Annotated in this window: 11 protein-coding genes; 7 read left to right on the top strand and 4 right to left on the bottom strand. The window is 57.1% G+C overall.

Annotation, left to right across the window (positions count from 1 at the left end):
- Positions 1-146 precede the first annotated feature (146 nt).
- The 3 genes from O1723_RS16145 to pheP all read left to right on the top strand — a co-directional run bounded on the left by O1723_RS16145 (position 147) and on the right by pheP (position 5,922).
- Positions 147-2,330: a TonB-dependent receptor gene (locus tag O1723_RS16145; protein ID WP_023336849.1), complete on the top strand. Its 2,184-nt coding sequence runs from the start codon at positions 147-149 to the stop codon at positions 2,328-2,330.
- A 127-nt stretch (positions 2,331-2,457) separates the two neighbouring features.
- A complete protein-coding gene (locus O1723_RS16140) occupies positions 2,458-4,431 on the top strand; it encodes a PhoX family protein (RefSeq protein WP_023336850.1) in 1,974 nt (657 codons plus the stop codon).
- A 102-nt stretch (positions 4,432-4,533) separates the two neighbouring features.
- On the top strand, positions 4,534-5,922 hold the full coding sequence (pheP, locus tag O1723_RS16135; RefSeq protein ID WP_014882862.1) for a phenylalanine transporter: 1,389 nt from the start codon (positions 4,534-4,536) through the stop codon (positions 5,920-5,922).
- A gap of 110 nt (positions 5,923-6,032) precedes the next feature.
- On the opposite strand, the gene O1723_RS16130 is transcribed toward pheP, so the two are convergent.
- A complete protein-coding gene (locus O1723_RS16130) occupies positions 6,033-6,332 on the bottom strand; it encodes a helix-turn-helix domain-containing protein (RefSeq protein ID WP_014882863.1) in 300 nt (99 codons plus the stop codon).
- Positions 6,320-6,682: a type II toxin-antitoxin system RelE/ParE family toxin gene (locus tag O1723_RS16125; RefSeq protein ID WP_014882864.1), complete on the bottom strand. Its 363-nt coding sequence runs from the start codon at positions 6,680-6,682 to the stop codon at positions 6,320-6,322. The genes O1723_RS16130 and O1723_RS16125 overlap by 13 nt, the downstream gene beginning before the upstream one ends.
- Positions 6,683-6,887: 205 nt before the next feature.
- Here O1723_RS16125 and O1723_RS16120 point away from each other — a divergent pair, with 205 nt between their 5' ends.
- The 4 genes from O1723_RS16120 (at position 6,888) to O1723_RS16105 (ending at position 11,346) form a co-directional block, all read left to right on the top strand.
- Entirely contained in the window at positions 6,888-8,123 is a 1,236-nt protein-coding gene (locus tag O1723_RS16120; RefSeq protein WP_023332295.1) for an MFS transporter, read from the top strand.
- Between the two features lie 15 nt (positions 8,124-8,138).
- Positions 8,139-9,164: a sugar phosphate isomerase/epimerase family protein gene (locus O1723_RS16115; protein ID WP_032665301.1), complete on the top strand. Its 1,026-nt coding sequence runs from the start codon at positions 8,139-8,141 to the stop codon at positions 9,162-9,164.
- On the top strand, positions 9,157-10,299 hold the full coding sequence (locus O1723_RS16110) for a Gfo/Idh/MocA family protein (RefSeq protein ID WP_023336852.1): 1,143 nt from the start codon (positions 9,157-9,159) through the stop codon (positions 10,297-10,299). Before O1723_RS16115 ends, O1723_RS16110 begins: the two co-directional genes overlap by 8 nt.
- Positions 10,300-10,374: 75 nt before the next feature.
- The gene (locus O1723_RS16105) at positions 10,375-11,346 is read left to right on the top strand and encodes a LacI family DNA-binding transcriptional regulator (RefSeq protein WP_014882868.1); all 972 of its coding nucleotides are present in this window, start codon (positions 10,375-10,377) and stop codon (positions 11,344-11,346) included.
- On the opposite strand, the gene O1723_RS16100 is transcribed toward O1723_RS16105, so the two are convergent.
- Together O1723_RS16100 and O1723_RS16095 are read right to left on the bottom strand one after the other, a co-directional pair.
- Positions 11,347-12,591: a mechanosensitive ion channel family protein gene (locus O1723_RS16100; RefSeq protein ID WP_248190898.1), complete on the bottom strand. Its 1,245-nt coding sequence runs from the start codon at positions 12,589-12,591 to the stop codon at positions 11,347-11,349.
- 66 nt (positions 12,592-12,657) lie between these two features.
- A complete protein-coding gene (locus O1723_RS16095; protein WP_248190896.1) occupies positions 12,658-14,094 on the bottom strand; it encodes an MFS transporter in 1,437 nt (478 codons plus the stop codon).
- Positions 14,095-14,140: the final 46 nt, after the last annotated feature.

Here is a 14,140-nt window from a genome sequence, read left to right as displayed (position 1 = left end):
CCCATCGTCCTCATTACCTCCCTTCATGAACGCGTGACGCTTGCCAATGCATGGATAATGCGTATAGTTCTCATTTGCATTGCAGTTAATACATTCTAAGGCCCGACAACGGGTCATTTTTTCGCGCACTTTCAAATGAGTTAACGATGGACAACACCAAAATACACAAAACGCTGCTGGCGCTCGCCATTGGGGCGGTGACACATTCCGTCCAGGCGGCGGATGATAAAAAAGAAGATACGCTTGTTGTGCAGGCTGCACCTGCCAGCGACTTTAAACCCGGCGGCGACCAGCTGGTACCGGCCTTTCTTGACGGGCAGGTGGCGAACGGCGGGCGCATGGGGATGCTGGGCCAGCAGAACGCCATGGACGTGCCGTTCAACATCATCAGCTACACCTCGAAGCTGGTGGAAGATCAGCAGGCGAAAACCATCGCTGACGTGGTCGCCAACGATGCGGGCGTGCAGTACGTTCAGGGATACGGTAACAGCGCGGAGACCTACCGCATTCGTGGCCTGAAGTTTGACGGCGACGACATGACGTTTGGCGGGCTGTCCGGCGTACTGCCGCGTCAGGTGGTGGATGCGCAGATGGTTGACCGCATTGAGATCTTCAAAGGCGCCAACGCGCTGATGAACGGCGCGGCAAGCTCTGGCGTGGGCGGGATGATCAATCTTGAGCCGAAACATGCGGGCGATACCCCGCAGGCAAAAGTGGGCGTGGATTACACCTCAGATTCGCAGTTTGGCACCACGCTGGATGCAGGCCGTCGCTTTGGTGACAGCGACCAGTTCGGCGCGCGCGTGAACCTGGTCCACCGTGAAGGGGAAACCGGCGTACCAAACGACCGTCGCCGCACCACGCTGCTCTCCACCGGTCTTGATTACAACGGCGACAACGTCCGCACCTCCCTGGATCTGGGCTATCAAAAGAAAACCTTCCACGGCAGCCCGACCAGCGTCAACATCTCGGCGGTGGATTTCGTGCCTGAACCGCCGAAAAACGATCGTAACTTCTCCCAGAAGTGGGCCTACAGCAACATCGAAAACGAATTTGGGATGTGGCGCAGCGAATACGACATCACCGATAACTGGACCGCCTATACCGGCCTGGGCGCGCAGCACGCGCACGAAGAAGGGATCTACAGCGCGCCGAAGCTGTTGGACAAAAGCGGCAAAGCCACGGTCAGCCGTCTGGATACTAACCGCATTAGCGATTCCGTTAGCGGCATGGCGGGCATTCGCGGGAATTTCACTACCGGCTTTGTGTCGCACAAGGTGAACGTGGGGTATTCGGCGACGACCAAAAACGAAAAAATCGCGTGGAAAATGTCGGCGACGAAGGATAACCCGACCACCAACATCTACCACAACACCGGCGTTGATATGCCGGACAGCTCCAACTTCAATGGATCAGGTGGCAAATACAGCGATCCGCTAACCAGCGGGCGCACCCGTACTCAGGGCTGGCTGCTGAGCGATACGCTGGGCGTCCTGGACGACAAGCTGCTGTTCACCGCGGGGGCGCGTCATCAGAAAGTGGTCATCCGCGGGTATAACAAAATTACCGGTGCAGAAAACGACGCGGACGGCTTCGACGGTAGCCGCTGGATGCCAACCTACGGCGTGGTTTATAAACCGTGGGAGCAGATTTCCCTTTACGCCAACCACACCGAAGCGCTGCAGCCGGGAAAAACCGCGCCGGACACCGCTACCAACTACGGTCAAAGCACCGGTATTGTTCACTCTAAACAGAATGAAATCGGCTTGAAGGCAGACTTTGGTCGCGTGGGCGGCTCTCTGGCGCTGTTTGAGATCAAAATGCCATCGGCGATCCTCGACGATGACAATCACTACGGCCTGGACGCTGAACAGCGTAACCGTGGCGTAGAGCTCAATGTTTTTGGCGAGCCCATGCTCGGGATGCGCCTGAACGCCAGCGCCACCTGGCTGCAGGCCGAGCTGGCCAAAACCAAAAACGGCGTGAATCAAGGCAACGATGCGATTGGCGTGCCGAACTTCTATGCCGTGCTGGGGGCAGAGTACGACATCAAGCCAGTTGACGGCCTGACCGCCACCGCACGCGTGAACCACTCGGGCACGCAGTATGCCGATCTCGCGAACAGCAAAAAGCTGGACAGCTATACCACGCTGGATCTGGGCATGCGCTACCGCTTCGCGTTAAACCACAATGCAAACCAGATGACCGTGCGCGCAGGCATCGACAACGTGACCAATGAAAACTACTGGGCCAGCGTGGACGATTCCGGTACCTACATCACTCAGGGCGAACCGCGAACCTTTAAGGTCTCGGTGGGCTACGAGTTCTAAGCGTTCCACCTCGTTATCCGGGGCAGGGACGCCCCAATCCCGCCGTTATCCTGTTATAAAATTGTAACAAAAGCTTCTTACACTGTTCGCCAACTCCTTACCTCTTGGCCAATGACAGGAAGCCGCTATGGGCAGACCCCTCAAATCCGTTTTTAAAAAAGAACATCGCGACGACATCACTAACCGCAGCGCTAACCCGGTTTTCTCCGAGGTTGCAGAGGTTTTCCTCTCCCGCCGTCGTTTTCTCCAGATGGGCGCCGTGGCGGGTGCTGCCGTTTCCTTTCCCTTTTTGATCGAACCTGATAGCGCCATTGCCGCGGTATCGAAGCCGTCCGCGCTGGCAAAAGCGGTGTCGCTTGGGTTTACCAGTATTCCCGTTTCCACGGACGATACGGTGAGGGTGCCGGAAGGTTATATTGCCCGCCCGTTTTATCGCTGGGGTGACCCGACGGGCATCAAAGACCACATGCCGGCATTTAAGCCAGATGCCAGCAACACGACCGACGAACAGGCCGTGCAGGCGGGGATGCACCACGACGGTATGGCGTGGTTTAGCCTGCCGCAGGGGGAGCAAAACCCGGAACATGGTCTGCTGGCGCTGAACCATGAATACATCGACAACGGGATGCTGTTTACGGACGGTATGGGGAACTGGAACCTCGACAAAGCCCGTAAGGGACAGAACGCGATGGGCGTGTCGGTGGTGGAAGTGAAAAAAACGGGCAGTGACTGGCAGGTGGTTCGCCCGTCTTCTTATGCCCGCCGTATCACCGTCAATACGCCGATGCAGCTTACCGGCCCGGCGCGGCATCAGGACTTAATGAAAACCGCCGCCGACCCGCAGGGGGAGCGCGTGCTGGGCACCATGCAAAACTGCGCCAACGGCCACACGCCGTGGGGCACCTACCTCACCTGCGAGGAGAACTGGTCGGATATTTTTGTCAAAAAAGCCGATCTCAATCCGCTGGAAAAACGCTACGGCATCAGCGACAGCGATGAGTCCTACCGCTGGAACGAGGTGGATGAGCGGTTTAGCGTCGATAAAACGCCTAACGAGCCTAACCGGTTCGGCTGGGTGGTAGAGATTGACCCCTACGACCCGACCTCCACACCGCGCAAGCACACCGCACTTGGCCGCTTCAAGCACGAGGGGGCCGCCGTTACGCTCGCCGCCGATAATCGCGTGGTGGTCTATATGGGGGACGATCAGAAGTTTGAGTACATTTATAAATTCGTCTCTGACAAAAAATACGATCCTGCGAACCGTGAGGCCAATATGCAGCTGCTGACCTCGGGTACGCTGTATGTTGCCAGGTTCAATGAAGAGGGAAGCGGCGACTGGCTGCCGCTGATCTTCGGGCAGAATGGCCTGGATAAAAGCCACGGTTTTGAAAACCAGGGCGATCTGCTGATTAAAACCCGCCTGGCGGCTGACGTGGTGGGGGCGACGAAAATGGATCGCCCGGAGTGGATAGCCGTCGATCCGCACGCCAGCGGCAGCGTCTACTGTACGCTCACCAACAACAGCGATCGCGGTAAAGAGGGGAAAGCCCCGGTCGATGCCGCCAACCCGCGTGCTAATAACGTGTTTGGTCATATTATGCACTGGCACGAAGAGGGGGCCGATCCTGCCGCCGCACGCTTTACATGGGATATTCTGGTCATGGGCGGGCGCACAGACAGCGACGATCCGAAGGCCAAAGGCTCTATGCAGGGCGCGGCATTCGGCAGCCCGGATGGTCTGTCGTTCGATCATCAGGGCGTTCTGTGGATCCAGACCGACGTCTCTTCCAGCACGATCAACAAAAAAGCGTATGAGGGGATGGGCAATAACCAGATGGTGGCCACCATTCCGGGCAGCAATGAGTTTCGTCGTTTCCTGACGGGCCCGCGTGGGTGTGAAATCACCGGTATTGCGTTTACGCCGGACAACCGGACGCTGTTTATCAATATTCAGCATCCGGGAGAGGGCGGGGATGACATTACCGACCCGGCCAATCCGCGTGCTGTCTCTAACTGGCCAGACGCCAGCCCGAACGGACGCCCGCGTTCGTCAACGGTGGTGATCGTCAAAGCGGACGGCGGGATCATCGGGTCGTGACGTTAATCCGCCGGGCGCATGCGCTGGCCCGGCGTTAAACTTGCTACCACCAGCATGAAGTGTTAAAACGTGCCCCTTCTAAAAAAGAGACAGGGGTAGGGCGTGAAAGACGCGTCATCCGCTTCAGGCCATGGTAGCGCTGAAGCCTCGTCGGATCAGAATCCGACGCTGCAACGTGGTTTGCAAAATCGACATATTCAGTTAATTGCCCTCGGCGGCGCGATTGGTACCGGGTTGTTTCTCGGCATCGGCCCCGCCATTCAAATGGCTGGCCCTGCAGTACTGCTGGGATACGGCATCGCCGGGATTATCGCCTTCCTGATCATGCGCCAGCTCGGCGAAATGGTCGTTGAAGAGCCGGTGTCAGGCTCCTTCGCACACTTTGCTTACAAATACTGGGGCCCGTTTGCAGGCTTCCTCTCCGGCTGGAACTACTGGGTGATGTTCGTGCTGGTGGGGATGGCCGAACTGACCGCCGCAGGCATCTACATGCAGTACTGGCTCCCGGATGTCCCGACGTGGATCTGGGCGGCGGCATTTTTCATCATCATTAATGCCGTTAACCTCGTCAATGTGCGCCTGTATGGCGAAACCGAGTTCTGGTTTGCGCTGATCAAGGTACTGGCGATTATCGGGATGATCGGCTTTGGCCTGTGGCTGCTGTTCTCCGGTCACGGCGGCGAGCGGGCAACCATTGATAACCTCTGGCAGCACGGCGGCTTTCTGGCAACCGGCTGGAAAGGACTGGTTCTCTCTCTGGCGGTGATCATGTTCTCCTTCGGCGGGCTGGAGCTGATTGGTATTACCGCTGCCGAAGCGCGCGACCCGCATAAAAGTATCCCAAAAGCGGTCAACCAGGTGGTGTACCGTATTCTGCTGTTTTACATCGGCTCGCTGGTGGTTCTGCTGGCGCTCTATCCATGGGTGGAAGTGAAATCTGACAGCAGTCCGTTCGTGATGATTTTCCACGATCTGAACAGCAATGTGGTGGCGTCGGCGCTGAACTTCGTCATTCTGGTGGCGTCGCTTTCGGTCTATAACAGTGGCGTTTACTCCAACAGCCGTATGCTGTTTGGCCTTTCCGTACAGGGGAACGCGCCGAAGTTCCTGACCCGCGTCAGCCGTCGCGGTGTGCCGATTAATTCCTTGTTCCTTTCCGGCGCGATTACGTCATTAGTGGTGCTGATCAACTACCTGCTGCCGAAAGCGGCATTTGGCCTGCTGATGGCGCTGGTTGTCGCCACGCTGCTGCTGAACTGGATCATGATCTGCCTGGCGCACCTGCGCTTCCGTGCAGCGATGCGACGCAAGGGACGCGAGACGCAGTTTAAAGCGCTGCTCTACCCGGCAGGGAACTATATCTGTATCGCGTTCCTGGGGCTGATTCTGGTGCTGATGTGCACGATGGATGAGATGCGTCTCTCAGCGATGCTGCTGCCAGTGTGGGTGGTGTTCCTGTTTATTGCGTTTAAATTATCCCGTAAAAAGTAGCACGTTTTTCGCCCGGTGGCGCTTCGCTTACCGGGCCTACATGTCCGGGGCCATTATTATTTTGTAGGCCGGGTCAGGCGAAGCCGCCACCCGGCTTTGAATGTGCGATATCAAATCTGAAACGCTATTCGTTTCCCATTCGGTAACGTCACATCAATGCTCATTTCACCGCCGAGCGCACTGACATAGCGTTTGAGTGTTGAAAGCCGGGGATCGTTTCCCGGCTGTTCGATTTTTGCCACAGTTGGTTGTTTTACCCCCATTGCCGCGGCCAGTTCTGTCTGCGAAATATTGAGCTCTTCCCGCAGTTGGTTCAGGGCAACAATTCTGCGTATTACATCAACTTTAGCCGCAATACGCTCCTGACTTTCCGCGCTCTGTTGTGCCATGAGTTCTTTTAGCGTTGCCATATGGCCTCCTTATCCGCCAGATGTCTGCTGTACTCAACGTCAGCCAGCGTAATCATTTCGTTATAAAACCGTTTTTGATTGCAACCGGTTTTGTTTCCAGCACAGAGCACAATTGCCTTACGGTCAGGATCAAAAGCAAAAAAAGCTCTGATGGGATTTCCCGCATGTTGAATCCGTAATTCCTTCATGTTCGCATAGGCTGAAGCCTTCACGGTATCTACGTATGGCCGCCCAAGCGTTGGGCCAAACTCAGCAAGAATATGCATCATCGCTAGCACATCTTCTTTTAATGCTGTTGTTTGTTCGAAGTACCATTGATCAAATCTGTCCGTTGTCTCGACATTCCACATCGTTTCTCCTTTAGCTTCCTCGCTATATTATTTTATAGCCTGTAGGCTATAGTGACAATCAGAACGCCTCGTTTAGTCATACATCGACCTTTATCGTGACCCCCCTCCCAATTCTGTTTCGATCCACAGGATCTTTATTTTGTAATCGATTACTTTTTAATTGCTGTCATTTGTAATCGATTACTTTTTCCGGGTGAGGCTTATCATGGTGTCAACTGAAAGTAGTGAAAAGGCGATAACACAGCACCGGCTGCTGGTGCCGCGTCTGTCGTTAATGATGTTTCTGCAGTTTTTCATCTGGGGTAGCTGGTCAGTCACGCTTGGCCTGGTGATGACCCGGCACAACATGTCTCTGTTAATTGGCGATGCGTTCTCCGCCGGGCCCATCGCCTCCATTCTCTCGCCGTTTGTGCTCGGCATGCTGGTGGATCGTTTCTTTGCCTCGCAGAAGGTGATGGCGGTGATGCACCTGGCGGGCGCGGCAATCCTCTGGTTCGTGCCGGGGGCGCTGATTGCCGAAAACGGCGCGCTGCTGATTGGCCTGCTGTTTGGTTACACGCTCTGCTATATGCCAACGCTGGCGCTGACCAACAACATCGCATTTCACAGCCTGGCGAACGTGGATAAAACTTTCCCGGTGGTGCGCGTGTTCGGCACCATCGGCTGGATCGTGGCGGGAATTTTCATCGGCGTGACCGGCGTGGCGTCCAGCGTCACCATCTTCCAGGTGGCGGCAGCCAGCTCCCTGCTGCTCGCACTCTACAGCCTGACGCTGCCGCACACGCCAGCGCCAGCGAAAGGGCTACCGGTGCAGGTGCGCGATCTCTTTTGTGCCGATGCCTTTGCGCTACTCAAAACCCGCCATTTCTTTGTCTTCTCCGTCTGCGCGATGCTGATCTCCGTCCCGCTTGGCACCTATTACGCCTATACCGCCTCGTATCTGGCGGATGCCGGTATTGCAGACGTCAGCACCGCCATGTCCTTCGGGCAGATGTCAGAGATCTTCTTCATGCTGGTCATTCCGCTGCTGTTCCGCCGTCTGGGGGTGAAAGTCATGCTGCTGATCGGCATGCTGGCGTGGTTCGTGCGTTATGCCATGTTCGCGCTGGGCGTCAGCGAGGAAGGACGCATCCTGTTGTACCTGGGGATCCTGCTGCACGGCGTCTGCTACGATTTCTTCTTCGTCGTCGGCTTTATCTACACCGACCGCGTGGCGGGTGAAAAGGTGAAAGGACAGGCGCAAAGCATGATTGTCATGTTCACCTACGGCATCGGCATGCTGCTGGGCTCTCAGATTTCCGGCGCGCTTTATAACCGTCTGGTGGCCGGGCAGACCGTGCCGCAGGCATGGGTGACATTCTGGTGGATCCCGGCGGTGGCTGCCGCGGCGATCGCGCTGATTTTCCTTCTCACGTTCAGGTATGACGATGACAAGGCGTAATGTTCAGGAGGGGTTATGAGGACGATGAAAGGACCGGGCATTTTTCTGTCGCAATTTATTGGCGAGAAAGCGCCGTTCAACACGCTCGACGGACTGGCAGGCTGGGCGGCGGCGAAGGGTTACAAAGCGGTGCAGATCCCCTGCAATCATCCGCACATTTTTGATGTCGAAAAAGCGGCAGAGAGCCAGGCCTACTGCGATGACATTACCGGCAAGCTGGGCGCGCACGGGCTGGTCATCAGCGAGCTGTCGACCCATCTGGAGGGGCAGCTTGTGGCGGTAAACGAGGTCTACAGCGACGCGTTTGACCACTTCGCCCCCGCCGCCGTGCGCGGTAATGATACGGCTCGTCGGGCATGGGCAACGGAAAAGCTAAAGCAGGCGGCAGTCGCCTCAGCCAGACTCGGCCTGAAAGCGCACCCCACCTTCTCTGGCTCGCTGGCGTGGCCGTTTTTCTATCCATGGCCGCCGCATAACGAGCAGCGTTTTCAGGCGGCATTCGAGGAGCTGGCAAACCGCTGGCGACCGATTCTGGATACCTTTGACGAACAGGGCGTGGACGTCTGTTTTGAGTTGCATCCGGGCGAAGACTTGCACGACGGCGTGAGCTTTGAGCGTTTTCTGGCGCTTCTGGATAATCACCCGCGCTGCAATATCCTTTACGACCCGAGCCACATGCTGTTACAGCAGATGGATTACCTGACCTTCATCGACATTTACCACGCGCGCATCAAAGCCTTCCACGTCAAAGATGCCGAGTTCCGTCCTAATGGGCGCAGCGGCGTGTACGGTGGTTACCAGCCGTGGATCAACCGCGCCGGGCGCTTCCGTTCGCTCGGCGACGGACAGATCGACTTCAAAGGCATTTTCAGCAAGCTGACCCAGTACGATTATGACGGCTGGGCGGTGCTGGAGTGGGAGTGCTGCCTGAAAGACGGTGATACCGGCGCAAGTGAGGGAAGCGAGTTTATCCGCCGCCACATCATCCCCGTATCCGGGCGTGCGTTTGATGACTTCGCGGCAGGGGGCAGCCATGATTAATGTCGGGATTGTCGGCAGCGGGTTTATCGGCCCGGCGCATATCGAGGCGCTGCGGCGTCTCGGGTTTGTGCAGGTGGTGGCGCTCTGCGACGGCACGCTTGCCAGCGCGCAGGAAAAAGCACGCCAGCTTAACGTGCCCCACGCCTGCGCCAGCGTGGCGGAACTGCTCGCACTTCCTGACCTGCACGTGGTGCACAACTGCACGCCCAATCATCTGCACGCGGAGATTAACCGTCAGATCCTGCGCGCGGGAAAACATGTCTTTTCTGAAAAACCGCTCTGCATGACGTCGGACGAGGCGCGTGACCTGGTGGCGCGGGCGGAGCAGGCTGGCGTGGTGCACGGCGTGAGCTTTGTCTATCGCCAGTTTGCGATGGTGCGCCAGGCGGCGAGCATGATGCGCGCGGGCAGCCTCGGGCGGCTATTCGCCTCACACGGCAGTTATTTACAGGACTGGATGCTGCTGGAAACCGACTACAACTGGCGGGTGGATGCCGCGCTTGGCGGGGCTTCGCGCGCGGTGGCGGATATCGGCTCCCACTGGTGCGATACGGTGCAATTTGTGACCGGCAGGCGCATTACCGAGGTCATGGCCGATCTCTCCATCGTCTGGCCGACGCGTAAGGCCAGCATGGGCGGTCATCAGACCTTCTCCCACGATGAGGCGGCGGCGTATACCAACACACCGGTCAGTACCGAAGACTTCGGCTCAGTGCTGTTCCGCTTTGACGATGGCAGCAAAGGTTGCTTTAGCGTCTCGCAGGTGAGCGCCGGGCGTAAAAACCGCCTGACGTTTGAGATTAACGGCAGCGAGCAGTCAGTGGCGTGGGATCAGGAGGTGCCGCAACAGCTGTGGATCGGCCATCGCGCGCTGGCAAATCAGACGCTCACCGACGATCCGGGCTTGATGAACCCTGACGTGGCCAGCAGCGCACACTTCCCCGGCGGGCACATCGAAGGCTGGCCTGACGCCTTTAAAAATATGATGATGCAGTTCTACCGCGCCGTGCAGGCGGGAGCGATGCCGCAGGCACCGCAGTTTGCGACCTTCCACGATGGCGCAAGCGTGATGTATATCATTGATGCCATAGTGAAAAGCCATCAGCAGCAGCGTTGGGTATGCGTGGCGCAATGACGTGTTGCCCGGTTCGCCGGGCAACAAATTTATGGTAGCCTGCACAAAACGCTAACCGCAGGATGTGTCGTCGCTATGTCAATTCAGAAAATCGCTCAGCTGGCCGGGGTCTCCGTGGCGACGGTCTCCCGCGTGCTCAATAACAGCGACACCGTGAAGGCAAAAAACCGCGAGCGCGTCCTGCAGGCCATCAAAGAGAGCAACTACCAGCCTAATTTACTGGCCCGTCAGTTACGTACTGCCCGGAGCTATATGATCCTGGTGATGGTCTCAAACATTGCCAACCCGTTCTGCGCCGAAGTGGTGAAGGGCATCGAAGAAGAGGCGGAGAAAAACGGCTATCGGATCCTGCTGTGTAACTCCGGGTCGGACATCGAACGTTCCCGTTCGGGCTTGAGCCTGCTGTCGGGCAAAATCGTCGACGGCATTATCACCATGGACGCTTTCTCAAAGCTGCCGGAACTGGCCGCGCTGATTGGCTCCGCACCGTGGGTGCAGTGTGCCGAATATGCCGATGCCGGCGCGGTTTCCTGCGTGGGGATTAACGACGTTGATGCGTCGCAGCATGCCGTCAGCCAGCTTGCCGACGGTGGACGCAAACGCATCGCGATGATCAACCACGACCTGAGCTATAAATATGCCCGTCTGCGCGAGCGCGGCTATAAGAGCGTGATCCACCTGAAAGATCTGGAGTATCAGGCGGTTGAATACGCCAGCGATCTCAGCTTCCGCGCCGGGATGGTGGCGATGCAAAATCTGTTGCAGGATAATCCACCTGATGCGGTGTTTGCCGTCTCCGATACGCTGGCGGCGGGCGCGCTGCGCGCCATTCAGCAGGCCGGGCTGCGGGTGCCGGAGGATATTGCTGTTGTGGGATTTGACGGTACCGAGCTGGCGGACATGATTTCGCTGACCACCATCGAACAGCCGTCGCGGGATATCGGGCGCAAGGCGGTCGACCTGCTCTTAAATAAAATCGACAACCCCGAGGCGCCCACGGAAAGAGTGATGATGGACTGGCGCTTTATTTCCCGCGCCAGTACCTGATTATTGGGCTATAACCCCTGCCAGGGAGCGAATATCGTTCCCGGTAGGTGACTGATGAATACGCAGACCAAACTCCTCCACCACCGCAAAAATATGATCGAAGATGTCAGCCTGAATCTCCTCATATTCTGCCCAGATCACCGTGTTGGTGAAAGCGTATATTTCAATCGGCAGGCCGTTGGCATCCGGTGCCAGCTGACGCACCATTAACGTCATATCTTTGCGAATGCGCGGGTGGTTACGCAGATATTCATTCAGGTAGGCGCGGAAGGTACCAATATTGGTCATTTTGCGCAGGTCTAATACCGATTCACCTTCGCCATTTTTCCGATTCCACAGGCTAATTTCCTCATGTCGTGCGGCCAGATACGGCTTGAGCAGTTTCGCCTGAATCAGCTTCTGCTGCTCCTGCTCGTCCAGGAAGTGAATGCTGGTGGTATCGATATTCAGGCTGCGCTTAATGCGTCGGCCGCCGGAGGCCGACATGCCGCTCCAGTTGATAAAGGCGTCAGAGACCAGCGCCCACGTTGGGATCGTGGTGATGGTGTTATCGAAGTTGCGCACTTTAACGGTGGTCAGGCCGATGTCCGTAACCGTGCCGTTGGCACCGTATTTCGGCATCTCCAGCCAGTCGCCAAGCTTGAGCATGTCGTTGGCGGAAAGCTGGATCCCGGCGACCAGTCCCAGTATCGGGTCTTTAAAGACCAGCATCAGAACGGCGGCCATAGCACCCAGGCCGCTAATCAAAATGGCCGGTGACTGACCGATCAGCAGAGAGATAATTAAGATCCCCACCAGAATCGCGCTCACCAGCTTGATGCCCTGGAAGATCCCTTTCAGCGGCAGCTGTGAGGCGGTCGCCATTTTCTGCGAAAGATTGAATATGACGTCCAGCAGCGAGAAGAAGGAGAGCAGGGCATACACCATCACCCACAGCTTCGCGCAGGTGGTGAGCATTTCTGCCGCTTCGCTCCCTTTTTGCAGCCAGAGAACGGCCTGAACGTTGACGATTATCCCCTGAAGGGTAAATGCCAGACGGTGAAATAATTTATTCTGGGTAATGATCTGCAACCATAAATGGCTGCTGGCCCGGGCGCGTTTCTCGAATGCGCGCAGCACGACTTTGTGCAGAATAAAATGAACGAAGATGGCAGTAAGAAAAATAATACCAAAGATAATCACTAAAGAGGTGGTGTGATTAATTTCAATGCCTAACTCTTCAACCTGAGCAATTAATTCCTGCATAACGTCTCCTGTATTGATGCAGCCCCATAATGGCGGCTGCGGATCTATTATGCAAATACCTCAGGCTTATTTGCTGGCCTGGCAGACCTTCACGACGGGTAAACACAGCCGATGGCGGATGCGCAGCGTTGCCAGCGCCAGGATGACCATCAGGCCGGTTTCCACCGTCAGGAAAAGGTTAATCGCCTGGGCGTAATCCCCGTGATGATGTTGCAACCCGTGCAGCAAAATCGCCCCGAAAATGGCCGGGCCAAGCCCCAGCGCGGCCTGCTGCAGGGTGCTTAAGATGGCGCTGGCGGCCCCTGCGTCATCAGGCTGAATATCGCGCATCCCGATGCGGTAGAAGCTGTTCACAATCAGCGCCTGACCGTAGCCTACCAGCCCGGTGGCTGGCGCCAGCGTCAGCGCCGTATTTTGCACTCCCCAGTAGCGGAACGTGGCGATCAGCGCCAGCAGGCCGATTATCTGGATTGCCAGGCCGGTGAGCAGAATCGTGCTGGTGCTGTAGCGCGCAATCAGCCGCGGCGCGAACCACGCGGAGATAAAATAGGTCACCCCGAGGGCGATAAAACTGTTCCCGGACTGCCACGGCGCCATCCCCAGACCGGTTTGCATGGTCAGCGCCATACAAAACATAAACCCGGACCAGACGCTGAAAAAGAGCAGCGCAATCACGATGCCAAAGCGAACGCTGCGTAGCTGAAGCAGACGCGGTGGGATCAGCGGATGGGCATTTCCACGCTCTTTTTTGCGCGCATTCTGTGCCATCAGCCAGGCCAGCGGAATAATGGCGAGAAGCATAACCTTTAGCGACCACGGCCAGTGCCACTGTGGGCCGAGCGCCATCGGGAACAGCAGACAGCAGAGCATGATGGCCAGCAAGACGGTCCCTGCCCAGTCGATGCGCGACGGCGTTTCACGGCGGGTTTTCGGCACGTAGCGACGGCTCAGCGCCAGCACCACCAGGCAGATGGGGACGTTAATAAAGAAGGCGTTACGCCAGCCCAGTCCGGCGATATCCGCCGATACCAGCCAGCCGCCGCCCATCTGGCCGACGATAAACGCAATCCCCCCAATGCCGCCGAACAGGCTAATCGCCTTCGCGTGGGCTGTGCCTTTTAACGTGACGTGCAGCGTGGCAAGAATTTGCGGCATGATCAGGGCGGCACCCGCCCCCTGAACAATACGCGCGGCCAGCAGTTGTTCAATGTTCCCCGCCATTCCGCACAGCAGCGAGGCCAGGCCAAAGATTGCCACACCCCACATAAACAGGCGACGGCGGCCAAGATTATCTCCCAGCTTGCTGCCGAGCGCGAGGCAGACGGCAAACGCCACGCCATAAAGCGCGACAATCAGCTCCAGCTCGGTGGCGGTAGCGTGCAGTGAATGGGTAATGGCGTCCAGCGCCACGTTAGTGATTGAGGTATCAATCATGGGTAGCATCTGGCCGGTTAACAGCAATATCAGGCCTGCGCGACCCGGTGAAACAACTGACGTATTCATGGTAACTCCATTGCGTCATTCATCAGATGGTCGTAGCATCAACCAT

Source organism: Enterobacter cloacae complex sp. HYC080_NIDB (genome assembly GCF_056673325.1).
Note: the sequence above shows the minus strand (reverse complement) of the source record. Positions and strands in the feature narration are given on the sequence as shown.